Origin of the sequence: Clostridium sp. (assembly GCF_036781005.1) — a bacterium.
GTDB lineage: Bacteria > Bacillota > Clostridia > Clostridiales > Clostridiaceae > Clostridium_B.
Genome location: NZ_DAIQBT010000041.1, coordinates 1 through 23,821, shown reverse-complemented (window position 1 = coordinate 23,821; position 23,821 = coordinate 1). Strand labels below are relative to the sequence as shown.

The window sequence follows — 23,821 nt, the reverse complement described above, 5'->3', positions numbered from 1 at the left end:
TTTTAAATTTATTGTAATTTTTATATTACTGTTTTGTTAAGTTGACGACATTGGGCGTGCACCTCCAAACTTATTGAGGAATTTAAATTGATTGCTATTATAATGATAGTATTTGAATTACTAATTTTAGTATACATGTTGCTTGAACTACTTCATGTGGAAACGGTAGTAAATCCGGAAAAAAATACAGCCAAAATGTTGAAATGTTATGGCTGTGAAGAGGGGGGTGAAATGCATATGTCTCTTAATACAAGGTTAGGAAACAGAGAAAAATTCAAAATATAGTAAAACCAGTGGCGTACAGTCCTTGAGTATAGATGTTACACTTGGAGGCCCCCTTTATATGGAAAATACACGTTATTTATGTAGAATTGTGGAGTATATACAAATCAATTATAGTAGTAATGTGAAAATTTGTGTAATTAATGATATAATATAGTGAAAAATACCGGCAAGTAGTATGATAACTGTATATTGAATATATTATGAATGCTAAATTTTCTAAGGAGAATGATATGGGAAATATTATTGAAGTCATAGAGAAGGAAACGTCAGGAAAAAGTTTTAAATCACATAAATATTGTCATGATACAACAGATAGGGCTGGTATCGATTATGATGATAATCAAGAAGTAATCTGGAAGGAATATGGGGAAACAGAAAAATTTAAAAATCCGAAAAGTTTAGAATTAGATGCTAAAAAGAGGGTATCAGCTCCGTCTATTTTTTCTTTTTTTCTAGATGGGTCTAGACATACATATAAGGTTGATGATATTTCTTATAATAAAAATGTATATCCTGTAATTGCAGGACAAGTTGGAGTAGGGTGCTGTGAAAGAAGAGAAAAGCTGCTAAAACCAGCATTACTTTTTGAAAGAAAACTTGTAATTGCATTACCTAATAAGGCTTTTAGTGGAGATGAATGGCATGAAAAAGATAAAGCCAATAATTTATTGATTCAAATTAATAAGATTCCAAGAATAAAAAATCAACTACATTTGGATTTTAATGATTTGTTGATTTATTCCACAGATAAAGATGAAAGTTATGATAAAAAAGGAATCGCTAAAATCCAAGATTATATGGTTGAACTTGAAAAACAAATTGTAGCAGATTTAGTTGCACAAGGAAGATTAGATGAGGATAATTATTTGATTAAGGACGGATCATTAGAGTATCCGAAAGTTTCTAAAAATAGGGTTAGGAACAATGGAGGTTTAAATTTAAGTGATGCAAAGATAGCTAATAATTATCGCTATGTCGTTGGTGTTTCTAAATCATTTAATCCTACAAAATGTTATGTTGAAGGAGGGGGTTCTAATTCAGATATTATTGCAAAATTAAAAGTTTTTGAACGCACCCCAGCATTTAGATATACATCAACGAGAGCTGATGTGGATTTTTGTATTTGGTATTTAAGAATTAGGGATGCTAGGTATACAGGTAGCATTTTTGATGGAATCTTAAAAATAGAAAAGTTAATTATTACTGATAAAGAAAAAAGTTATGGAATAGATACGGATGAAATTGATAATATTTCAGCTCATATATTAAATGAGAGAAATCCGGTTTGTTATGGAAAAGATGCAAGATGGGCTAATCATTTATATCCAATATATTTAACAGAATCTTTTATAAAGAGTAAGTATATTAGCAATGATATGTTTATGCAATTATTTTAAATAGGAAGTTAAATAAAGAAATATAGGGGAATGTATATTATGAACTTGATAGGTAGAGTAATAGCAACAGAAAAAGTGCCAACAACAATTGATAATTTTTGTTTTTGGACAAATGTTAACTTAATATTAAATCCTTTTGATGTAGTTAAGGTTGAGCATATAGGTGAAAGTAAAACATATGCAGTAATACAAGAAATTTCTCATATTACTGATTCAGCTAGTTTTTTATCAAATTTTATTTCAAGTGATTTTGGTAATGTGGAAACCGAGGAAAATACATTGAGAATAGGAATGAATTATGTAAAAACAAATGTTTTAGGAAACGACAAAAATATTTTTATTCCAGTTCAAAGTGGAGCAAAAGTATTTCTTGCTACAAAGGAGGAAGTGAGTGAAGCATTAGGATTGAAAAATATTAAAAATCCATTAGTCTGTGGATATCTTGAAATGTATAAAAACTCAGGAGAAAATCAAAAAATAACATTGCCAGTTAACGTTGACTCAAAGTTTTTAATTGGACCAGAGGGAGCACATTTAAATATATCTGGTATTTCGGGATTAGCAGCTAAAACTTCTTATGCAATGTTTTTATTAAAGGCAATTCAAGATAAATATTTAGCACAGGAAATTGAAAATGAAGAGTGTGAAGAAGATAATGATAGTGTAGCTTTTGTAGTATTTAATGTAAAAGGCATGGATTTGTTAGCAATTGATGAACCTAATGACTTTAATGGAGATAAAGAAAAAGAAGAGGCTGTTAAACAAATTTATAGTATGTTAGGGCTATCAGGACAACCTTTTAAGCAAGTTAAATATTTTTATCCATTTTCAACAAATAATAAATCGAATTCATATGTTAAAAAAAGTTTATATGAAATGCAAAGAGATGTAGGAAAAGCGTTCCAGTATAAATTTGAATATGAAAAAGATAAAGATAATATTGATTTAATGTTTTCAAATATAGATGATTCAACACAAACTATGTCTGGAATTATCAATCAAATAATAGATGGGCAGAATGGATTTAATGATATTACTACTTGGGGAAAATTTATTGAAAAACTCGAAAGACAATGTGAAGCAGGAAATGGCGGAAAATTAAATAAAAATGAAATTAGTGTTATGAGCTGGAGAAAGTTTACAAGATTAGTTAAAAAGTCGATTCATAAAAATCCGTTATTTAATGATGTTATAGAAGAAAATGGAGAAGTAAGAATCGCAAATAAAATTTCCGAAATTCAGTCAAATGATGTTTATGTAATAGATATTGCACGATTAGATTCTGATATGCAAGCATTTGTATTTGGTAATACAATACGAGAATTATATGATTTCCAATTAAAAGAGAAAGATTATTCAGCAAGAAAAAGACCGCCATCAAGGATAGTAGTATTTATTGATGAATTAAATAAATTTGCATCCACTGATACACCAAAAGATTCACCTATTTTGAGGCAAATCCTTGATATAGCTGAAAGAGGTCGTTCTCTAGGGGTTATTTTATTTGCAGCTGAGCAGTTCAAAAGTGCTATCCATAATAGGGTTTCAGGAAATTGTTCAACATTTGCTTATGGAAGGACTAATGCTATAGAATTATCAAAGGGGGATTACAAATATATTCCGTCTGTTTATAAAAATATGATGACAAGACTTAAACAAGGAGAATATATTATTCAAAATCCAATTTTTAGTTCATTATTAAATATTAAATTTCCAGAACCAATATATAAGCAATTTAAATAGGCTTATGAAAATTTAGTTAATAAGATGGAGGAATACTGATGAGTAATATAAAAATTGGAAAAAATGCAATAGAAAATTTAACAATTGGAATGTATAAGGATTCTAAGATAATGTATAGAGAATATATTCAAAATGCAGCGGATCAGATTGATTTGGCTATATATAATAATTATTTTGAAGAAAAACTATATATTGATATACAAATTGATATATTAGAGAGAAAAATAATAATTACGGACAATGCAACAGGAGTACCAAAAGATAAGATCGCTGTAACTTTAGCAGATGTAGCAGATTCAGAAAAAGATGAAGGTAATACGAAAGGATTTAGAGGGATTGGGCGTTTAGGGGGATTAGCATACTGTAATAAATTGAGATTTGTCACTAGCTATAAAGGTGAAAAAGAAAAGACTATTATGACTTGGGATGCTAAACAATTAATAATGATTATCAACGATAAAACAGTAAAAGATGATGCCAGTACTGTATTAGAAAGGATTATTTCATGTGAGTATGAACCATGTGAAGAAGAACAGCACTTTTTTAGAGTTGAATTATTAGGGATTAGAGAAGAAAATAGTGAACTTTTGAATGTTGAAAAGGTAAGAGAATATATTGCAGAAAATGCACCAGTGCCATATAGCAGTAAGTTAATATATAAGAATAAAATATATGAGTATATGGAAAGTAAATCATTACCTAAAAATGAATATAAAATTTATGTTAATGATCAAGATATAAATAAACTTTATACAGTTAGGTTATATGATTCAGTACAATCAGGTAACAAGATAACTAAAAAGAAATATGATGAAATATATGATATTAGAATAGAAGAGTTTAAGAATGAGCATGGAGAATTGTTGGCCTGGATGTGGTATGGAATAAGTTCTTTTATAAAAAGAATACCTTGGAAATTTAATCCAATGGCTGGAATCAGATTAAGACAATCTAATATACAAATAGGCGATGGCAATACACTCGTTCCATTATTTAAAGAAGATAGGGGAAATTATTATTTTATTGGCGAGGTACATGCTGTACATCAAGACTTGGTGCCAAATGCTCGAAGAGATTATTTTAATGAGAATAAAACAAGAAATCAATTAGAAGCACGTTTGAAACTATATTTTGATGAAAATTTAAAAAGATTATATAAGGATGCAAATGATGCTAAAAATTCATATAAGAGAAATATTGAGTTGTTAGAAAAACAAAAAAATTATGAAAAGAAAAAAGGTATATTTGTCAATGACAAAGAAAAAGAAAAAATGGAACAGGATATTGAAGAAGCTAGATTGAAAGATATAAAAGCGCAAAAGTGTATTGACAAGTTAGAAAAGAAATCGGAAAATAACAGTGTTCTGGAAATAGTATTAGAACATGTTAAAAAAAATTATGAGGGAGAATTAAAGGAGAAGGGATTACATAAAAAAAATAGTATAAAGGGTTCTTCAGAAAACAAAGAAAGTAAAGAAAGTAAAGAAAGTAAAGAGGATAAAGAGAATAAAGAGAATAAACCTAAAAAAAGGAAAAGGATATACTTGACAGATCAATTATCCAATTTAAATAGTAAAGAAAGAAAATTAGTTTCTAAAATTTATGGTGTAATAAATCAAAATTTGCCGTCAGAGGAAGGAAATGCTTTGATTAATAAAATACAAGAAGAGTTAAAAAGATGAGTGCTAGAAAAATACTATTGATTGAGCCTAATTATAAAAATAAGTACCCGCCAATGGGACTTATGAAGATAGCTACTTACCACAAAATGTTAGGTGATCATGTAACATTTTACAAGGGAGAATTTAAAGATTTTATTTTAAATGAGATATATAATGAACTATTAGAAAAATTGTCAAGCAATGACAGTGAGGTTACTTGGAGTGATTATAGAGAGGTAATTATTGAGTACATAAAAAGAGGATATACTGCTAATTACGAGAAGTTAATAGCATTAAGTTCCAATGTATTAGTTGAAGAAAATTTAAAGTATTATAGAAATTATTATTTAAAAAAGTTATATATTACAAATCCTAAATGGGATAGGATTTGTATAACAACATTATTTACATTTTATTGGAGTAAAACAATTAATACCATAAATATGTTTAAGGTGCTTTGTAAAAATGTTAATGAGGTAAAAGTTGGTGGAATAGCAGCTTCACTGGTTCCAGATGAAATAGAGAAAGAAACAGGAATAAAACCACACATAGGACTATTAGATAAGAGTGGAGAGTATGATCCTAATAATATTATTATTGACCACTTACCATTAGATTATTCTATTCTAAATGAAATTAATTATACCTATCCTGAAAATGAAGGATATTATGCATATATGACAAGAGGCTGTGTTAATAAATGTTCATTTTGTGCAGTTCCTAAAATAGAACCTAATTTTAATTGTTTTATAGGGATTAAAGAACAAATTGAATATATTAATAAGAGATATGGACCTAAGAAAAATCTATTATTATTAGATAATAATGTATTAGCATCTAATAGATTTGATGATATTATTGACGAGATAAAAGCATGTGGCTTTTATAAAGGAGCTATGTTTAAAGAGCCTAATAAGTATGAAATTGCATATAATGGACTAATTAATGGATATAACGACAGTGGATATATTAATAATATAGTTAATCTATATAAGGATATTTATAAAAAATGTGATGATAAGCAACAAAAAGAAATTTATACATTATTGTATGATAAAAAATTGTTAACTAGAAACACTGCAACTAAAGAGCAGATACTTGATGTTGATAAGTATTTTAGACCTTTATTTAAAAAAATTCACAATCCGCGTCCAAAAGTACGTCATGTTGATTTTAATCAAGGGATAGATGCTAGATTGATCAATGAGCATAATATCAGAAGGTTAGCTGAAATACCAATATATCCATTGAGGATAGCTTTTGATTCTTGGAAATTAAGGGATGTTTATAAAAAAGCTATACGATTGGCTGCAAAAAATGGAATTAAAAATATGTCAAATTATTTATTATATAATTTTGAAGAACCACCTGTAGAATTATATTATAGAATGAGATTAAATATTGAGTTATGTGATGAACTTGGAGTAAGTATTTATTCTTTCCCAATGAAATATCATCCTATTCAGGACCCAAAATACTTCAAAAATAGAACATACATAGGAAAATATTGGAGCAGAAAGTTTATACGTTCTATTCAGGCTATTTTAAATTCAACAAAAGGAAAGGTTGGTAGGGGAAAATCTTTTTTTGAAGAAGCTTTCGGAAAAGATGAAGAAGAATTTGAAAAATTATTATATATGCCAGAAGCAATGATTATATATCGTTTTTTTTATAAGGAAAATGGAATAACTGAAAATTGGTGGAATGATTTCAGTTCACTTCCTGATAAGAAACTAGAAAGATTAAAAGATATTGTCAAAATGAATGATTTTTCAAATATTAATGATTTAACTAAAGATAAACAGATTTTAAAGGTTTTAGATTATTACACTATTAGTAGAGATGATACTGAAAAAGTAATGAAGTCAAAATTAGAATAATTAAAATTAAAATAAATTATTTAAACAGTATCAAAGACTTTAAGTTTTATAATAATAAAATAATATATTAAAATTAATGATTTTCAAAGTTTAATAGAGTGTTCCAATATGAAATAATCATTGAATACTTTAACTTTAAATTTTCATAAAAAATTTAAAGAGCTATGGCCGCTAAACTAGGAATTGCTCCTGCATATCTCAGTGATATCGAAAAAACAAAATGTTTAACTTAACTGGAAGTGGTAAAAACACAATAGCTCCAGATCTTCAGGAGTATATTATGTCATCTGAGATAATCCGAGCGGCACTGAGAAAAGCAAGAAAAGTGGCAACGGATAAAGATTGGGAGGAATTTCTCAAAAAACTTGATGATAAGGAGGATAGTAGACAGTAAATGGCGGAAGGTGGGAACTGTCTACTTTATTTGAGTTTAGTCCTCCGTGTAAAATAGTTTAGCATATATTAAACATTAAGTTACAGTTCCCTTTCAATCTTATTTATATTTAGTTTTAGTATTTTCTTTTTCCTGCAGCTTTTCCACATAAGCTAGTCCCATATTTAGAGCTTTAGCTATGGCAAGCTTTGATTCATCACTTAAAATTTCTCCATTAAGCATAAGTTTCGGCTGGGATAAAATAAGCTCTATAGCCTGCTTTACATCTGTAATATCAGGATAAGTGGGAGGGCTCTTGGTTAAAGAGCGGCTCTCTGTATTAGTTTTAGTATTTTTACTGCAGGCAGCGGGCTGAATTAATTTACTGTTATATATTTTGTCGGTTTCATCAAAAAAATCAGGTGGTACACTGCATATTTCTGCAATTTTTGCAAGTAAGGCAGCCTCCGGATAAATTCTGCCGTTTTCAATATTTCCGATATATCCCCTGGAAAGATGTAAGTCTTCTGCAAGCATCTGCTGGGTATATTTTTTTTGAATTGCTTTTGATTTATATTGTCTGGCTTTTCTAATTAACAGCCCAATTTCTTTTCTTGATAAAACCACTTCAAAAATCCCCCTTTTCAGTATTTATACCGTAATTATATGTCAGGAACTAAATGACAATAAAGAAAAAACACCTTTTTGTATAATATATTTTAAGAAATTCAATTTAATGTATATGATTCATTTAAAGGTATAATAAGTATAGAGTTTCTATAGGAAAATTAAGTAAATGGGAGTATTCTTTAGCTTCATATTCCTAAACAGGTTTAAATGATAGTATAGGTTTTTTTACATACAAAAATTATTATGTTATATTAAAAATTACCATATTACAAAATTATATAAAAAATTTAAAAGGTGGTGAGAGGTATATATGCAGAATATGTAAATAGGAAAATTGTGATTTGGGAAAGCTTTACTCACAGGGAAACAATCAAGCAAATTAAAGGAAGAGTGTATAATCCGGAGAATAAAACATGGATAATTCCTTTTCTGGAAGAAAATATAACCATTTTAAAAATGCTTGGCTGCACTTTCTGTAAAGAACTACTAGAGAAAGAGAAAGAATTTTTAGTTACCAGTGGGGGAAAAGATAAAACACCACTGCCTATAGAACCCATGCCTATAAAAGTAAAACCATACTCACATCAAATTGAAGCCTTTAATAAAGCCTGCAGTAAAATGAAACTTTTTAAAGTAGGTGAAACACATGGGTAGAGGATATGCACTACTTATGGAGATGGGATGCGGAAAAAGCATAACTGCCGTGGCCATTACAGGAAGGGCATACCTTAATGGACTAATTAAAAAACTTCTTGTTATTGCCCCAAAGTCCATAGTTATTGTATGGGAAGAGGAGTTTTTAAAATTTGCAGATTTTAGGTATTCTCTCACAGTTTTAAAGGGCAGCAGTGAAAAGAAAAAAGGGCAGTTAAAGGGAATGAAAAACCGTGGGCTGCAGGTGGCAGTTATAAATTATGACAGCACATCCCTTATAGAAAAGGATTTAATGCAGTGGAAACCTGACTTTATAGTAGCAGACGAAAGTACAAGAATAAAAAACCCTAACGCAAAGACAAGTAAGTCAATTCATAAAATATCGAAGACCTGTAAGTATAGAATGATTCTGACAGGCTCACTTATAACTCAAAATCTACTAGATTTATACAGTCAATACAAAATGCTGGACCAGAGTATATTTGGAACTTCCTTCTACGCTTTTAAAAATTACTATGCAGTCTTAGGAGACTATAACCAGCCAGTAGGATATCGAAACCTTCCAGAACTTATAGAAAAAACCCATTCCATAGCCTATAGAATTACAAAAGAAGAAGCCCTTGACCTTCCCGAAACAATAGATGAAACACACGGCATAGTGTTAGAGGGTAAGGCACAAAAACTTTATAAACAGTTTGCAAAAGACTCTTACATGGAGCTTTCAAAGGGAGATGTAACAGCTGCAAATATTCTTACGAAGCTTTTAAGGCTCCAGCAGATAACAGGGGGATTTATAAAGGCAGATGAAGAAACCCAGAGGTACGAGCAAATATCCAGGGCAAAAATAGAAGCCTTAGCGGATATTGTTGAAACTGCCATCCAAGCAGGAGAAAAACTTGTAATTATGGCAAGGTTCATTCCGGAGATTAAAGAAATCTGTAAACTCATAGAAAAAAAGAAGATTAAATACTCAATGATCTGCGGCGAAGTAAAAGACAGGGCAGGGGAAATAGAAAAATTCCAAAACTATGAGGAATATAAGGTTTTTGTAGGGCAGCTCCAAACAACTTCTATGGGCATAACACTGACTGCCGCAAGCACCTGTGTATTTTACAGCCTTTCCTATAACTATGCAGACTATATACAGGCCAAAGCACGTATCCATAGAATCGGTCAAACTAAGCCCTGTCTTTATATTCACCTTGTGGCCAGAGGTACTGTAGATGAAACCGTTATTGAGGCACTTGGAAGAAAGGAAGATATAGCAAAGTCAATTGTGGATAACTGGAAAAAGGTTATCAAGTAGTGGAGGGGAGTTATGTGGAAAATGAAATGTTTGAACTCGCAGACAGGCTGAAAGAACTAAGAGAAATTAAAAAAACCCGGGAAGAAGAACTTAAAACAGTTAACGGAGAAATTCAGGATGTGGAAATAAAACTGTCTGACATGATGGTTGATACTGAAACGCAGAGCTTTAACAGAAGCGGCACATTATTTTATTTAAATGCTAAAACTTATGCATCGGCAGTGGCCGGACAAAAGCAAGAATTATTTGAAGCACTTAAAACTAATGGGTTTGGTTCATTGGTTACAGAGACAGTTAACACAAATAGTTTGTCAGCTTTTGTAAGGGAGCAGATGTCAGAAAATGATGAAATGTTGCCTGCCTGGCTTGAAGGCAGAGTAAATGTCTTTGAAAAGACAATAGTAGGAGTTAGAAAAGCGAAGTAACCTCTGATGGGTTATGGATAACAATGAAAATTATTAAAAATTCACATAGATTCAATAATACAAAGAATATGAATGATACAAAGAGTATGAGGGTATAAACAAGTAAAATTTAAGGGGGAAAGGAATGAAAAATAAGGAATTAATGGGGCAGGAAAGAGGGTATTTAGCAGCAGCTGAATTCAATGCCCATAATGGACTTATAGAGGAACTGGACGGATTAACCTCAACCTTTGATAAAATAAAAATTCCTGCAGGGGGAGGACTCACCTTTGAAGTACCGGGAGATAATGGAGAGTCCGAGGCAGCAAAAGAAATAGAAGGAGTTATACTCTACCACCACGCACTGAATAGTTATTATAAAGATAAATACACCGGGGGAAGTAACCCGCCGGACTGCGGCAGCCTTGATGGAAAAGCAGGGGAAGGAACTCCTGGCGGCAGATGTATAAATTGTCCCTATAACCAGTTTGGTACGGGAGAAAATGGCAGTGGAAAGGCATGCAAAAATAAAAGGAGAATATTTATTTTAAGGGAAGGAGAAGTATTTCCAATACTTCTCACCCTTCCCACAGGCTCACTTAAAGGGTTTACGGCATTTATAAGAAGACTTGTGACTAAAGGGAAGAGATGCCATACGTTAGTTGCAAAAATTAGCCTTAAAAAAGCTGTAAGCAGCAGGGGAATTCAGTTCTCACAGGCAGTGTTCAGGGTTCTAAGAGATCTAAATGGGGAGGAAATTCAAGCTGTAATGCCACTGGTTAACCACGTGAGGGAAATGTCTAAAAATATTGCACTGGATATAGATGCTGAAAATTGTGATAATTATGCAGCCTATAAAGAAGAAGGTGAAAATTTAAAGGCTGGAGAAACTGAAAATGAAACAGAAACGGAAACAGAGCCTTTTTAAAGCAGTAGATAAAATTTCACACAGGGTAGGGACTTTTGTCCTATCCTGTGATTTATGCATATATATGTTCAGACATTTCACTGGAGGTGGTGAAACTGAATAACCTGGATTCGAAAATAAACTGGGCCGATTTTTATAAAAAGTATGTAAAAAGGCTCAAAAAGGCAGGAGTAAGCAAAATGCAGGGTCTATGTCCTTTCCATAACGACCATAAGGCTTCCTTCTGGTTTAATACTGTAAATGGGTGTTTTAAATGTGAGGCCTGCGGGGAATCTGGAAATGGTCAGACCTTTCTTGAAAAGATAGAAAATATAGATAGTAAAGAAGCCTATAAAAGACTTTTAAAAATTGCAGGAGAATACAGAGAACCTGAAAAGAAAGAAAAATTTACATTGAAATACTATTCGGAAATGAAAAAGCTGCCCCTAGAATTTTTATCTGAGCTCCAAATTAAAAATACCAGAAACGGTATAGTAATACCTTATTTTGATATGGAAGGGGCTGTACTCTGCAAAAGAAACAGGTATGGAAAAAGAATGTTCAGCTGGGCAAGGGGTTCTAAAATTAACCTTTATGGACTGTGGAAAATAAAAGACTTTGGGGCTTTTAATTATATAGTTTTAGTTGAAGGTGAAAGTGATGCACATACTCTGTGGCTTTATAATATCCCTGCCCTTGGAGTTCCGGGAGCCAGTACCTTCAGGCAGGAATGGGCAGAGCATTTGAAGGATTTTAATGTGTATATCTATAAGGAACCGGATCAGGGAGGAAAAACTTTTTTAAGGAAGATCTGTGGGGAACTTTTTAAAGCAGCCTTTAAAAATGAAGTGTTTGAAATTACTATCCCAAACTTCAAAGACCCCAGTGAACTCCACATAAATGCACAAGATGAATTTCAAAACAGGTGGAATGCTGTAATAGAAAGTGCAGTAAAGGTTGACATAGAAAAAGCTGCAGTAAAACCTGATGAGGTAATTAAAGGGGCACCCGTATCTTTAAGAATTCCACAGGGGTTTAAGCTCACAGAAGATGGAATATTTATACTTGACCAAAAGAGGGGCATAGATGTAAGGTTCTGCAGTACCCCTGTAATTATCTCAAAGAGGCTTGTAAGTATTGAAACCAACGAAGAAAAGTTAGAAATAGCTTTTCTGAAGGATAAGAAGTGGCACAGGCAGATAGTACAGAGGTCAACACTTTTCCAGAATAGAACCATAATACAACTTTCGGATATAGGCATAAATGTAACCTCTGAAAACTCAAAATTTCTTGTAAGGTTTTTAGGTGCACTTCTTGATGAAAATATGGATTTGATCCAGATATCAAAATCGGTGACTCAAATGGGATGGCACAGCCGTAAGTTTCTCCCTTACCTGGCAGGAGATATTGTAGTTGATGTGGACCCAAACAGCAGCAGGTGGGTCAATGCCTACCATAAATCGGGTGAATATGAGGATTGGACTAAGCATATAGGAAAATGCAGAGACAATTATATTTTTAGATTTATACTTTCGGCAAGTTTTGCAGCTCCCCTCCTTAAAGTCATGAACCACAGAATATTTATGCTTCACAACTGGGGGAATACCCGCTTTGGTAAAACGGCAGCACTAAAGGCGGCATTATCGGTCTGGGGAGAGCCGGAAGGATTGATGGGCAATTTTAATGCCACAAGGGTAGGACTTGAGAAGATGGCAAGTTTCTTCAATGACCTGCCACTTGGAATAGATGAAAAACAGGTTGTTGGAAACAGGCAGGACTTTATTGAGTCCCTTGTATATATGCTCTCCCTTGGAAAATCTAAGGTGCGGGGAACAAAAAGCGGTGGACTTCAAAAGAGTTCATCATGGCGGAGTATTATACTGACGACAGGTGAAGAACCAATTATAGCATCTAACAGCCAGAGTGGCATAAATACAAGAGTAATAGAAATATACGGTGCACCTTTTGAAAATGAAAATTCGGCCGGAAAAATGCATAAGGTAACAGCAGAAAACTATGGATTTGCAGGTGAAAAGTTTTTAGGGGATTTAATGAATAGAGGTAAATTTTCAACGGATATTAGAGAGTTATATGATACCTTTTGTAGAGAATATGAAGCTGAAATAAAAGTAGGTACCCATATGGCAAATACTTCATTAGTTTCTGCAGCTGATGTTTTGGTATCTGAGATAATATTTGGATGCCCAAGAGAAAAAGCAGTAGAAGAAGCTAAAAATATGGGATATAAAATACTAATGGAGCTTGAAGGGCAGCAGGAAGATGTCAATGATAAAGCCTATGAATTTATCAGGGAATGGGCAATATCAAATAGAAACCAGTTTGAAAATGATGCGAAGCAGAGGTACGGATATATAGAAAGCAGGACTTTTTATATTTTACCTTCTATACTGGAAGAAGCTTTAGGTAAAAAGAATTATTCCTATAGAAAAACTATAAGGGCACTGGGGGAGAGAGGCCTTGTTGGAAGCTCATATTACAATGGAAAACTCCAGTACTCTGTTGTCAAAAGGTTTGGAGGTGGGATATCCAGGTTCATAGAAATAAAATTTAAGGAACTTGAGGAGAGCCAGCCGTTTTGATTTAGGTGTAACAGGAGTAACATTAGGAGTAACAAAAAAATACCAAAAAAGTTAGTAATATAAACCTGTGTTACTCCTGTTACTACTGTTACTCCTAATATATATATATATTATATAGGGGAGTTACCAAAGAAATAATAAGAGTAATTAAACTCTATATATAGGGTATGTTTTTTTACCTTAGGAGTAACAAAAAATATAAGGGTCAAAAGCTTGTAAAATCAAGGCTTCCGGGGTGTTACTCCTGTTACTACTAAGTTTTTTATTATGTGGTGGTGATGGATTTGAAAGAGAAAAATGAACTTGAAATAATAAAAAGCAGGCTGCAAAAAGCATACTCAATGACCATAAAAGAGCAGAAAAAGTGGTCAAAGAAAATTAAAGAACTTGAGGTACTCTCGGTAAAACTTGAGAAAAGTACCGGTAAACATTTCTTAGATGAAGAAGGAGTAAAACTTTTAATATCGGCAAATAAAGAGATTTCAAGGGAACTTTCAGAAGAGAGGTGGGGAGACGGCATCGGAAAGTATTTTGAGGAAAACCCGGAGGTTAATGAACTTTTAGATAAAGCCTGCAGTGATATCGACTATGCCTTCAGGAAAGGAGCTTTACTGTTTTAAAGTTAAAACTTGAAAAGTACAAAGAAGCTTTCAAATTTGTTGAAAAAACTTATGGAGACACTAAAACTCTCGGAATTAGAGAACTTACACCGGATGAAAGTAAAAAAGCAGATAAAGATTTAGAGCAGATAGGGTGGCTTTAAAATATATGGGAGATGCTCCGGCAAAAGAAAAAAATATAACAAATAAAATATTAAAGTATCTAAAGTCCCTGGACAACTGCTTCTGTTTTAAAGAGCATGGGGGAAGATACGGAACATCAGGAATACCAGACATAATATGCTGCTTTAATGGCAGGTTCATTGCCTTTGAGGTAAAAACCGAAAAAGGCAGACTTACAAAGTTGCAGGAAATCACAATACAAAGAATCAAAGAGGCAAAGGGCAAAGCTTTCAAAGTTACAAGTTTAGAAGAGGTTAAAAATATACTTGAAAATTTGGAGGTATAAGCTTATGACCAAACAGGAACTGTCCCAGCTTTATCATTTAAACAGAGAAATTGAGGGAATGCAGAGCAGGCTGCAGGAGCTTGAAACTCTGGCAGTATCATGTACAGGTAATATAACAGGAATGCCCAAAATTCCTGGCATATCTGATAAAGTTGGAAAATATACAGCTGAAATAGCAGACCTTAGGAGTCTTTTAGATATCAGTCTTAAAAAGTGTTTCCATGAACTTAATAGATTGAACAGGTATATAAATAGTGTTGAAGACAGCCGGATGAGGTTAATTTTAAGTCTTAGATATATAAATGGACTCAGCTGGAAGCAGGTGGCTTTTAGTATAGGTGAATATGATGAACAATATCCACGGAGAAAACACAATAAATTTCTTAAACAAAGTAAAAATGACTAAGATGACGAACTTAATGTGATATGATATAGAATATGGAAGAATAAACCCCTTAGAGAAATCTAAGGGGTTTTTTAAATAAGCAAGAATATTGAAGAACGAGGGAGTAAAAGCAATCTAAATGCTTTAAAACGAAGATAAAAAGCGAGAAAAATTAGTAAAAAAATTAAAGTTGACGAAAATGACGAATGAAATGTGATAAAGTATAAAGTGTGGAAGTATACGTAAAACCTCTCTGGAAATCCCGGGAGGTTTTTTTATGCCCTAAAATAACAAGCTTTGAGACATCCGGGTATCCGGGGCTTTTTTCATTGGAGGAAGAAATGGGAATTATACAATCAAAGGATAGAGAATCTGTGAAAGTAAAGATGTTGGTAAGGAGCATATAGAAATTGGAGAACTTACAGGCCTTAGTGTGTTTATAAGAATAGAAGATGCCAAAATGGATACTTGCGTGGTACTACTGGAAATACCAGTAGGTTTTATATGCCCTAAAATAATAAGCTTCGGAATATCCGGGGTTTTTTTCATTGGAGGAAGAAATGGGAATTATACAATCAAAGGATAGAGAATCTGTGAAAGTAAAGATGTTGGTAAGGAGCATATAGAAATTGGAGAACTTACAGGCCTTAGTGTGTTTATAAGAATAGAAGATGCCAAAATGGATACTTGCGTGGTACTACTGGAAATACCAGTAGGTTTTATATGCCCTAAAATAATAAGCTTCGGAATATCCGTGGCTTTTTTGATTGGAGGAGGGAAATGAGAATTATACAATCCAAGGATAGAGAGCCTATAAGAATAAAAATATCAGCTGAAGCTGCAAGGGATCATAGGGAATTATTCGGAGCAATGAAGAGAAAAGAAATCCAGATGGAACTTAAGTATTATATAACAAAATTTCTCCAGGCAAAAAAAGTACCTGATGAAATTATTAACTATGATAACGAGAAAGCTATATTTCTTTTAAAAATTGATGACAGTAACTATGAGGTTGTAGGTTTTGGGAGGGTCAGTGAATGGTGTTCATAAATAAGGAGTCTGAGAAATATGTTAAATCAAGAAGAATTAAATAAGCTTTGTCATGGTCTTGAAAAGGTTCATAGAAGAGATGGCATTAGAAAACTAATGATTAAAGGTTACAGCATGGATGAAGCTTCTGAGTACTACAACATCTGGAGAAAATACTATGTCACCACTCTTTTCAATATCACTTAGACGGTGTACTTAACTTGGGGGAATAAATATGGCTGTGCATGAATGTGAAAAATACGTGTGGAGCAATAGAATAAGTTAAGATGATTTTGTGCTGTAAGTAAAATAATTCGTATCATACATTTAAGTGAAAAGAATAATTTAAATTACGCAGAATAATCGAAATATAGAGTATAATATATATAAGAATTTGCATTATTTAGTTAGGGGTGTGAAGTAAATTGGGTGCTGAAAAAGTAAAAATAGATTTGAACTTGTCTAATGATTTAATACCACTTATAGAAGATCTGGGACTTTCAAAATCTTTAAATGATAATATAACTATATCAATAGCAATTGCATTATTTACAAGTAAGTCTGTATCATTAGCTCGTGCAGCTGAGATAGCAGAAATGAACCTTGTAGATTTTATGGATTTACTTAAAAATAAAAATATACCTTGGAATGAATATACAGAAGATGAATTTCGTCTTGATCAAATTGCACTAAGAGATTTAAAAGACAAATTAGGAGCTAACAAAAATGACTAAAGTTGTATGTAATTCAAGCCCAATCATAGGGCTAAGTATTATTAAAAAGTTAGATTTGCTATGGGAGATTTTTGATGAGGTTTATATTACAGAAGAGGTTTATAAAGAAATAACAATAGCTGATAAAATTAAGAAAATGGGTGCAAGTGAACTAATAGAAGCTATTAAAAACAATCATATTAAGGTGTATAGTGTAAAAAATAAGATGTTAGTGAAACAGTTGTATGGAAGACTCCACCGAGGAGAACTTGAGGTTGTGGTTGCGGCAAAAGAATTGAAAATAAAAAGGGTAATAATAGATGATAGGTCAGCTAGACATTTTGCAGAGACAGCTTTGTTAAGAACAATCGGATTGATGGGAATTCTATTATTATCAAAAGAGTATAAAAAAATTGAAAGTGTAAAAAAGCATCTAGATGTATTAATAGAAAACGGATTTAGAATATCCGTAAAATTGTATAATGAAATTTTAAGATCAGCAGGAGAATTGGACTGAGAATCATTTTAAAAGCAAATAGAAAAACTCTTGATAAAGTTTCAAGGGTTTTTTATGTATTTTAAAAAAAGGAGAAAAAGAAATGTGTCCAAGAAAACCACCAAAGCCTTGTAGTTATCCAAACTGTCCTGAACTAACCTATGGAAGGTACTGTGAAAAACACAGGAAACAAGTGGATAGAGAATACAACAGGGCAAACAGACCCTTCAAACATCTATACAACACAAGTAGGTGGAAGAAGCTGAGGAAACAGTTCTTACATGAGCATCCGCTTTGTGCAGAGTGTAAAGCTAAAGGTGTAATTAAAGCTGCAACTGTTGTGGATCATATCAAAGCCCATGAAGGTAATGAAAAATTGTTCTGGGATAAGAATAACTGGCAGCCTTTATGTAAGTCCTGCCATGATAGAAAGACTGCTAAGGAGGATGGCAGGTGAGGAAAGAAAGGAAAGGTTCATTCTTATGACTTTAAATAAAAATATTATCCACAGACTGTTTGGAATATCTGTGGATAAGTTGTGGATAACCTGTGGATGATTTGTCATGCAGTAAGAGAGGGGTAAACCATGAATACCCATAGGGGGAGGGGGTATATTCCTCTAAGCCTTACGGCAGAAGGCCGGGTGGCCCCCTTTACGTGGGAAAACGCATAATTCCATAGGCGGGGGTGTAAATTTTGAGGAATTGTTTTAAACTGCGGGGTGAAAAATATGCTGGATAAAGGACAGAAATATGAAATTTTAAAGCTTAGAAAGAAAGGTTATGGATATAAAAGCATCTCAGGTATTTTAAAAATAAAAAGAGATACTGTAAGAAATGTATGTAAGGCTTATAACCTTACAGGATATGGCCAGCCAATTGAAGGTGGCATTGAAGACCTTATAAATATACCCAAGAACTGTCTTCACTGCGGAAAAGAAATAAATTCAGAAGATCGCAGAGGCAGAAAATCAAAGTTCTGCTCGGATGAATGCAGGAGGACATGGTGGAGCCAGAATAGTGATAAGAAAAATAAAAAGGCGTGGTATACTTTTATATGCAAAAACTGCGGCATAGAATTTAAAGCTTACGGTAATAAAAACAGGAAGTTTTGTTCTGTTAGATGTTCAAGTGAATATAGATTTGGCGGCACCACTCAAAGTGAGTAAGGTGTTTTTTTAATGGTAAAAATGAGAGGTGAGTGCAGTGAAGAGGATAGAAAAGTTAAAAATAGTAGACATCGATGAATTAATACCCTATGTCAATAATGCAAGAACCCACAGTAAAGAGCAGATAATAAAAATCCGAAGCAGCCTGCGTGAATTTGGCTTTGTAAACCCAGTTTTAATTGATAAAGATAAAAATATTATATCCGGCCACGGCAGAATTTCGGCAGCAAAAGAAGAGGGAATAAAAGAAATTCCGTGTGTTCTGGTTGAACATTTAACTGAAGCACAGAAGAAGGCATACATCCTGGCCGATAACAAACTGGCACTGGATGCGGGATGGGACAATGAGATCCTGGCATTAGAAATTGGAGCTTTAAAGGATTTAGATTTTGATATTTCTCTCACAGGTTTTAATGCCGCAGAGATAGATGATTTATTTTCTAAGGTTCATGATAAGGAAATCAAAGAAGATGACTTTGATGTAGACAGTGAATTAAATGAACCTGCCATATCAAAACAAGGAGATGTGTGGCTTCTTGGAAAACATAGGTTAGTCTGTAATGACAGCACTAAAGCTGAAACTTATGAGATTTTGATGGAAGGAAAGAAAGCAAATCTAGTTGTAACTGATCCCCCTTACGGAGTAGCATATAATGGAAGTCAAGGCACAATTAAAAATGATAATTTGAAGGATGAGGAATTTTATAAGTTTTTATTTAATGCATTTACAAATATGAGCAATTGGATGGCAGATGATGCTTCAATATATGTATTTCATGCTGATACTAAAGGACTTATTTTTAGAAGAGCATTTGATGATGCAGGTTTCTATTTATCAGGAGTATGTCAATGGGTAAAACAATCCTTAGTTTTGGGAAGATCACCATATCAGTGGAAAAATGAACCTTGTCTTTTTGGATGGAAGAAAAAGGGTAAACACAACTGGTATGCAGGGAGGAAGGAAACCACTGTATGGGAATTCGATAAACCATCTAAAAGTAAACTTCATAGCACAATGAAGCCAATAGCTTTAATGTCTTATCCAATTAAAAACTCTAGTCTTTCAAATTGTATAGTGCTTGAGCCTTTTGCGGGAAGTGGGTCTACACTTATTGCTTGTGAACAAACAGAAAGGATTTGTTATGCTATAGAACTTGAAGAAAAATACTGTGATGTTATTGCAAAAAGGTATATAGAAAGTGCTGGAGAAGAAGGGGTTTTCTTAATTAGAAATGGAGAGAAAATATCTTATAAAAATGTATTAAATATTAAATAAAAACCTTGCTATTACTGTGTTTTAGAGTGATATATAGCATAATAAAAAAACACAGGGAGGTAATAAAAAATGGAAGCATTATTTGGAAGAAAAGTTTTAAATTTAAAGGAGCTTAAGGAGCTTACAAAAGAGGCTAAAAAGAATGGAATAAAAGAAACTTCTTATGAGGTCACAAAGGAAATTAAATTAACTAATGAGCAATTTAAACAATTTACAAAAGACTTTTGCAAAGATCAGGCTTGGATATTAGAAGAAGATGGCGGTTGCAACGAAAAGGGTGAGTTAAGATGCATAAGGGTAAAAAATACAAAGGCGGAAAAATGCATCTTGGTAGATTCAGAAGGATATACATACCCAAGGTATACAGCTATAGAAAAATAAAGCCCCACGGGGCTTTATTAGCTTATAAAAACAATTACTGTTAGTATTAAAATGTAAATTGCTGAGGTACTTAGAAGCACATCTATTCTTGTAAAGCTTGATTTTTTCATTGCTATCACCACCTTGATAGTTATATTAGACTTTATTTAAAGAAAATAAAGATTTATAAATAATTTGATAAAATCTACCATATATAGCTTGCTATATACCTCTTTCAGAGGTAATATACACACTGCCTGAAGATGATAAACACACTTTGAAAGGGGTAGAAAACGTTGAAAAGCCAAAAGTATGGAGTGGAAATTGAATTTACTGGACTGACAAGGTATATGGCAGCTAAGAAAGCTGCAGAGTTTTTTAAAACAAAACCAGAATATATTGGCGGCAGATATGACGGGTATCACATTAAAGATGGAGAAGGCAGAGTTTGGAACATAGTTTCAGACGGAAGCATTGACCCGCAGAAAAAAGAAAAGGGAGAAATTGTACCGGCAAATGATACCTACAAAGTTGAGCTAGTAAGCCCAGTACTTAACTACAATGATATTGAATCCCTTCAGGAGCTGGTAAGAAAACTTAGAAAAGCAGGAATGGTTGTGAACAAAAGCTGCGGAATCCACATACATATTGATGGGGCAAACCACACGCCTTTAAGTCTTAAGAACCTTGTAAATTTAATTGCAAGCAAAGAGGAACTGCTTTATAAATCCCTTGAGATAGACCCTGAAAGGCTCAGATACTGTAAAAAGGTAAACGAGAAACTTTTAGGCACTATAAACAAAAAGAAACCAAAGACTTTGGAGGAACTGGCAGATATCTGGTACCAAGACTATGGCAGCGAATCAAGAGAGAGGCATTATCACAGAAGCAGGTACCACGGACTTAACCTCCACAGTATTTTTGATAAGGGCACAGTGGAATTTAGACTCTTTAACAGCACCACCCATGCCGGTAAAATTAAAGCATACATCCAATTTTGCCTTGCAGTAAGTCATCAGGCTATAAGGCAAAAGTCAGCAAGCAGCAAAAGAACCACAACTGACAATGAAAAATACACCTTCAGGTGCTGGATGCTAAGACTGGGACTTATAGGGAAAGAGTTTGAGACCTGTAGGCACCATTTTCTAGCAAATCTTGAAGGAAACCCGGCTTGGAGGCATACAGCTTAAAACTTATTTTGGGAGAGGAGTACATGGCAATGAAAAACAAGATATATGCAGCTTATGGTTCTAACATGAACCTTAAGCAGATGAAACGCAGGTGTCCAAAGGCAAAAGTTATAGGCACAGGAGAAGTTAAAAATTATAGAATCACTTTCAGGGGAACTAACAGCGGAGTTGCAAATATTGAGGAAAGCTCTGGAGGGGCAGTACCTATTGTTTTATGGGAAATAACTAAAGAGTGTGAAAAGGCACTGGATATTTACGAGGGACATCCAAAGATGTATGTTAAAAAGGATATTAAAGTTGTTACAAAAGATGGTACAGTTATGGCAATGGCTTATGTTATGGCTAAAGAATATGAAAAGCTTCCGGCAGAACCTGTAAGATACTACGTTGATGTTATTAGACAAGGATATATGGATAATAAAATACCCACAGATGTTTTAATGGAAGCAGTTGATAAAAATATTAAGGAACTAAAATTTTAAGGGCTTACTAAAGTAGGCTCTTTTATTATAGAAAAAATAAGGATTGGAGGTGAAACCTATGGCACAGAGGGGAAGAAAACCAAAGCCTACTGCACTAAAAGTATTGGAAGGAAATCCGGGGAAAAGACCTTTAAATGTAAATGAACCAAAGCCTGAAAAGAAAGCACCTAAGTGTCCCACATGGCTTGAACCGGAGGCTAAAAAGGAATGGAGAAGGATGAGCAGGTCACTTGAAGCTATAGGCATTCTAACAAAGGTTGATGCGGCATCCTTTGCTGGATACTGCCAGGCCTATGCAAGGTGGAAGGAAGCAGAAGAATTTTTAACAAAGCACGGCACTATTTTTAAAACTCCATCCGGGTATATCCAGCAGGTGCCCCAGGTTTCCATTGCCCAAACCTACCTTAAGATTATGAAAGATTTTTGCTCTGAGTTTGGACTTACACCTGCTTCAAGGACAAGGATAAATGTTGGGGAAAAAACCGGAGATACAGATGACCCCATGGAAGATATTCTAAGGATGGTCTAATTTATGTTTGACGAGAAAAAAGCTGAAAGGGCAGTTAAATTTATTAATAACCTTAAGCATACAAAAGGTGTGTGGCATGGAGTTCCCTTTGAGCTTTTACCCTGGCAGGATAAAATAATCAGAGATATATTTGGAACAGTTAAAGACAACGGGTTTAGACAATATAATACAGCATATGTAGAAATACCTAAAAAAAATGGGAAAAGTGAAACCGCTGCAGCTGTAGCCTTGTATCTTACCTGTGCAGATAATGAATGGGGGGCAGAGGTTTATGGCTGCGCTGCAGATAGGCAGCAGGCATCCATTGTATTTGATGTTGCTGTGGAAATGGTAGAACAGTGTCCTGCTCTTAAGAAAAGAATAAAACCGATAATATCACAGAAGAGGCTTGTTTATATGCCGACAGGAAGTTATTATCAGGTCTTATCCTCAGAAGCTTTTAGTAAACACGGACTTAACGTACATGGAGTTATCTTCGATGAACTGCATGCGCAGCCTAACAGAGAATTATATGATGTTATGACAAAGGGCAGTGGAGATGCTAGAATGCAGCCATTGTTCTTTTTAATTACAACTGCTGGAACGGATAGAAATTCTATATGTTATGAGGTACATCAAAAGGCAGAAGATATTTTAAAAGGTAAGAAAATTGACAAAACCTTTTACCCGGTTATTTATGGAATTAAAGATGAAGACAACTGGAGCTTAGAGGAAAATTGGTATAAGGCCAATCCTTCACTTGGATACACCATACCTATTGAAAAAGTCAGGGATGCCTTTGGAAGTGCAAAAGAAAATCCAGCAGAAGAAAATATATTCCGCCAGCTGAGATTGAACCAGTGGGTGAAGCAATCAGTACGTTGGATGCCTATGGATGTTTGGAATAAATGTTCATTCCCTGTTAACCCTGAAAAACTGAAAGGAAGAGAGTGTTATGGAGGACTTGATCTATCAAGTTCTATAGATATTACAGCTTTTGTTTTAGTATTTCCACCAATGGATACAGATGATAAGTACTATGTGGTCCCATACTTTTGGATACCAGAAGATAATTTAAATCTAAGGGTTAGAAGAGACCATGTACCCTATGATATTTGGAAAAAACAAGGTTTTCTAAAAACTACAGAGGGTAATGTTATTCACTATGGGTTTATAGAAAACTTCATAGATGAACTTGGAACTAAATTTAATATAAAAGAAATAGCTTTTGACCGTTGGGGAGCCGTGCAGACAATGTCGTCAACTTAAGAGATAAAGAAAAAAGTCAAAAATATTTAAAAAAACA

The 23,821-nt window shown here is 33.5% G+C and carries 29 protein-coding genes and 1 pseudogene; 29 read left to right on the top strand and 1 reads right to left on the bottom strand.

The annotated features are described in order from the left end of the window. The first annotated feature begins 87 nt into the window (after positions 1–87). From V7Q02_RS13710 to V7Q02_RS13685, 6 genes are all read left to right on the top strand, one after another. Positions 88–285: a hypothetical protein gene (locus tag V7Q02_RS13710; RefSeq protein ID WP_333861620.1), complete on the top strand. Its 198-nt coding sequence runs from the start codon at positions 88–90 to the stop codon at positions 283–285. Between the two features lie 230 nt (positions 286–515). Further along, a complete protein-coding gene (locus V7Q02_RS13705; protein WP_333861618.1) occupies positions 516–1,682 on the top strand; it encodes a hypothetical protein in 1,167 nt (388 codons plus the stop codon). A gap of 39 nt (positions 1,683–1,721) precedes the next feature. Beyond that, the gene (locus tag V7Q02_RS13700) at positions 1,722–3,425 is read left to right on the top strand and encodes an ATP-binding protein (RefSeq protein ID WP_333861617.1); all 1,704 of its coding nucleotides are present in this window, start codon (positions 1,722–1,724) and stop codon (positions 3,423–3,425) included. Between the two features lie 38 nt (positions 3,426–3,463). After that, complete coding sequence (locus tag V7Q02_RS13695; RefSeq protein WP_333861615.1) at positions 3,464–5,107, top strand: ATP-binding protein; 1,644 nt, start codon at positions 3,464–3,466, stop codon at positions 5,105–5,107. Next, positions 5,104–6,966: a hypothetical protein gene (locus tag V7Q02_RS13690; protein WP_333861614.1), complete on the top strand. Its 1,863-nt coding sequence runs from the start codon at positions 5,104–5,106 to the stop codon at positions 6,964–6,966. The genes V7Q02_RS13695 and V7Q02_RS13690 overlap by 4 nt, the downstream gene beginning before the upstream one ends. Positions 6,967–7,186: 220 nt before the next feature. Then, positions 7,187–7,360: a hypothetical protein gene (locus tag V7Q02_RS13685; RefSeq protein ID WP_333861613.1), complete on the top strand. Its 174-nt coding sequence runs from the start codon at positions 7,187–7,189 to the stop codon at positions 7,358–7,360. A gap of 99 nt (positions 7,361–7,459) precedes the next feature. On the opposite strand, the gene V7Q02_RS13680 is transcribed toward V7Q02_RS13685, so the two are convergent. Next, on the bottom strand, positions 7,460–7,966 hold the full coding sequence (locus V7Q02_RS13680) for a helix-turn-helix domain-containing protein (RefSeq protein ID WP_333861612.1): 507 nt from the start codon (positions 7,964–7,966) through the stop codon (positions 7,460–7,462). A 339-nt stretch (positions 7,967–8,305) separates the two neighbouring features. Between V7Q02_RS13680 and V7Q02_RS13675 the strand changes: the two genes are divergently transcribed. The 23 genes and pseudogenes from V7Q02_RS13675 to V7Q02_RS13565 all read left to right on the top strand — a co-directional run. After that, positions 8,306–8,623, top strand: coding sequence for a hypothetical protein (locus V7Q02_RS13675; RefSeq protein ID WP_333861611.1), 318 nt, complete (start codon positions 8,306–8,308; stop codon positions 8,621–8,623). Further along, complete coding sequence (locus tag V7Q02_RS13670) at positions 8,616–9,929, top strand: DEAD/DEAH box helicase (protein WP_333861609.1); 1,314 nt, start codon at positions 8,616–8,618, stop codon at positions 9,927–9,929. The genes V7Q02_RS13675 and V7Q02_RS13670 overlap by 8 nt, the downstream gene beginning before the upstream one ends. A gap of 26 nt (positions 9,930–9,955) precedes the next feature. Then, a complete protein-coding gene (locus V7Q02_RS13665; RefSeq protein WP_333861608.1) occupies positions 9,956–10,354 on the top strand; it encodes a gp33 family protein in 399 nt (132 codons plus the stop codon). A 124-nt stretch (positions 10,355–10,478) separates the two neighbouring features. After that, a complete protein-coding gene (locus V7Q02_RS13660) occupies positions 10,479–11,261 on the top strand; it encodes a hypothetical protein (RefSeq protein WP_333861606.1) in 783 nt (260 codons plus the stop codon). 47 nt (positions 11,262–11,308) lie between these two features. Then, positions 11,309–13,840 carry a DUF927 domain-containing protein gene (locus V7Q02_RS13655; protein ID WP_333861604.1) on the top strand — a complete coding sequence of 844 codons (2,532 nt, stop codon included), beginning with the start codon at positions 11,309–11,311 and terminating at the stop codon, positions 13,838–13,840. A gap of 284 nt (positions 13,841–14,124) precedes the next feature. Then, positions 14,125–14,460 (top strand): hypothetical protein, encoded by a 336-nt coding sequence (locus V7Q02_RS13650; protein ID WP_333861603.1) that lies wholly within the window; start codon positions 14,125–14,127, stop codon positions 14,458–14,460. Positions 14,461–14,608: 148 nt separating this feature from the next. Then, on the top strand, positions 14,609–14,908 hold the full coding sequence (locus V7Q02_RS13645) for a VRR-NUC domain-containing protein (protein ID WP_333861602.1): 300 nt from the start codon (positions 14,609–14,611) through the stop codon (positions 14,906–14,908). Positions 14,909–14,912: 4 nt separating this feature from the next. Further along, positions 14,913–15,314, top strand: coding sequence for a hypothetical protein (locus V7Q02_RS13640; protein ID WP_333861601.1), 402 nt, complete (start codon positions 14,913–14,915; stop codon positions 15,312–15,314). Positions 15,315–15,523: 209 nt separating this feature from the next. Further along, positions 15,524–15,700, top strand: a complete 177-nt coding sequence (locus tag V7Q02_RS13635) for a hypothetical protein (RefSeq protein WP_333861599.1) — start codon at positions 15,524–15,526, stop codon at positions 15,698–15,700. A gap of 26 nt (positions 15,701–15,726) precedes the next feature. Next, positions 15,727–15,879 (top strand): hypothetical protein, encoded by a 153-nt coding sequence (locus tag V7Q02_RS13630; protein ID WP_333861598.1) that lies wholly within the window; start codon positions 15,727–15,729, stop codon positions 15,877–15,879. A 66-nt stretch (positions 15,880–15,945) separates the two neighbouring features. Further along, positions 15,946–16,077: a hypothetical protein gene (locus tag V7Q02_RS13625; protein WP_265873618.1), complete on the top strand. Its 132-nt coding sequence runs from the start codon at positions 15,946–15,948 to the stop codon at positions 16,075–16,077. Beyond that, positions 16,074–16,343 (top strand): hypothetical protein, encoded by a 270-nt coding sequence (locus V7Q02_RS13620; RefSeq protein ID WP_333861597.1) that lies wholly within the window; start codon positions 16,074–16,076, stop codon positions 16,341–16,343. Before V7Q02_RS13625 ends, V7Q02_RS13620 begins: the two co-directional genes overlap by 4 nt. 18 nt (positions 16,344–16,361) lie before the next feature. Then, complete coding sequence (locus tag V7Q02_RS13615) at positions 16,362–16,529, top strand: hypothetical protein (RefSeq protein ID WP_265873620.1); 168 nt, start codon at positions 16,362–16,364, stop codon at positions 16,527–16,529. 218 nt (positions 16,530–16,747) lie between these two features. Further along, on the top strand, positions 16,748–17,056 hold the full coding sequence (locus V7Q02_RS13610) for a UPF0175 family protein (protein ID WP_333861596.1): 309 nt from the start codon (positions 16,748–16,750) through the stop codon (positions 17,054–17,056). Beyond that, a complete protein-coding gene (locus tag V7Q02_RS13605; protein ID WP_333861595.1) occupies positions 17,049–17,552 on the top strand; it encodes a DUF3368 domain-containing protein in 504 nt (167 codons plus the stop codon). Before V7Q02_RS13610 ends, V7Q02_RS13605 begins: the two co-directional genes overlap by 8 nt. Positions 17,553–17,634: 82 nt before the next feature. Beyond that, positions 17,635–17,988 carry an HNH endonuclease signature motif containing protein gene (locus tag V7Q02_RS13600; RefSeq protein WP_333861593.1) on the top strand — a complete coding sequence of 118 codons (354 nt, stop codon included), beginning with the start codon at positions 17,635–17,637 and terminating at the stop codon, positions 17,986–17,988. A 273-nt stretch (positions 17,989–18,261) separates the two neighbouring features. Further along, the gene (locus V7Q02_RS13595; protein ID WP_265875029.1) at positions 18,262–18,699 is read left to right on the top strand and encodes a helix-turn-helix domain-containing protein; all 438 of its coding nucleotides are present in this window, start codon (positions 18,262–18,264) and stop codon (positions 18,697–18,699) included. Positions 18,700–18,736: 37 nt separating this feature from the next. Beyond that, positions 18,737–19,975, top strand: coding sequence for a site-specific DNA-methyltransferase (locus V7Q02_RS13590; protein ID WP_265873623.1), 1,239 nt, complete (start codon positions 18,737–18,739; stop codon positions 19,973–19,975). Positions 19,976–20,044: 69 nt separating this feature from the next. Continuing rightward, positions 20,045–20,356 (top strand): hypothetical protein, encoded by a 312-nt coding sequence (locus tag V7Q02_RS13585; RefSeq protein ID WP_265873624.1) that lies wholly within the window; start codon positions 20,045–20,047, stop codon positions 20,354–20,356. Between the two features lie 275 nt (positions 20,357–20,631). After that, a complete protein-coding gene (locus tag V7Q02_RS13580) occupies positions 20,632–21,525 on the top strand; it encodes an amidoligase family protein (protein ID WP_333861591.1) in 894 nt (297 codons plus the stop codon). Between the two features lie 23 nt (positions 21,526–21,548). Then, positions 21,549–22,007, top strand: a complete 459-nt coding sequence (locus tag V7Q02_RS13575; protein ID WP_333861589.1) for a gamma-glutamylcyclotransferase family protein — start codon at positions 21,549–21,551, stop codon at positions 22,005–22,007. Positions 22,008–22,065: 58 nt separating this feature from the next. Then, positions 22,066–22,536, top strand: a complete 471-nt coding sequence (locus V7Q02_RS13570) for a phage terminase small subunit P27 family (RefSeq protein ID WP_333861588.1) — start codon at positions 22,066–22,068, stop codon at positions 22,534–22,536. A 3-nt stretch (positions 22,537–22,539) separates the two neighbouring features. Next, positions 22,540–23,778, top strand: a pseudogene (locus V7Q02_RS13565) (terminase large subunit); the annotation flags it as partial. Positions 23,779–23,821 lie beyond the last annotated feature (43 nt).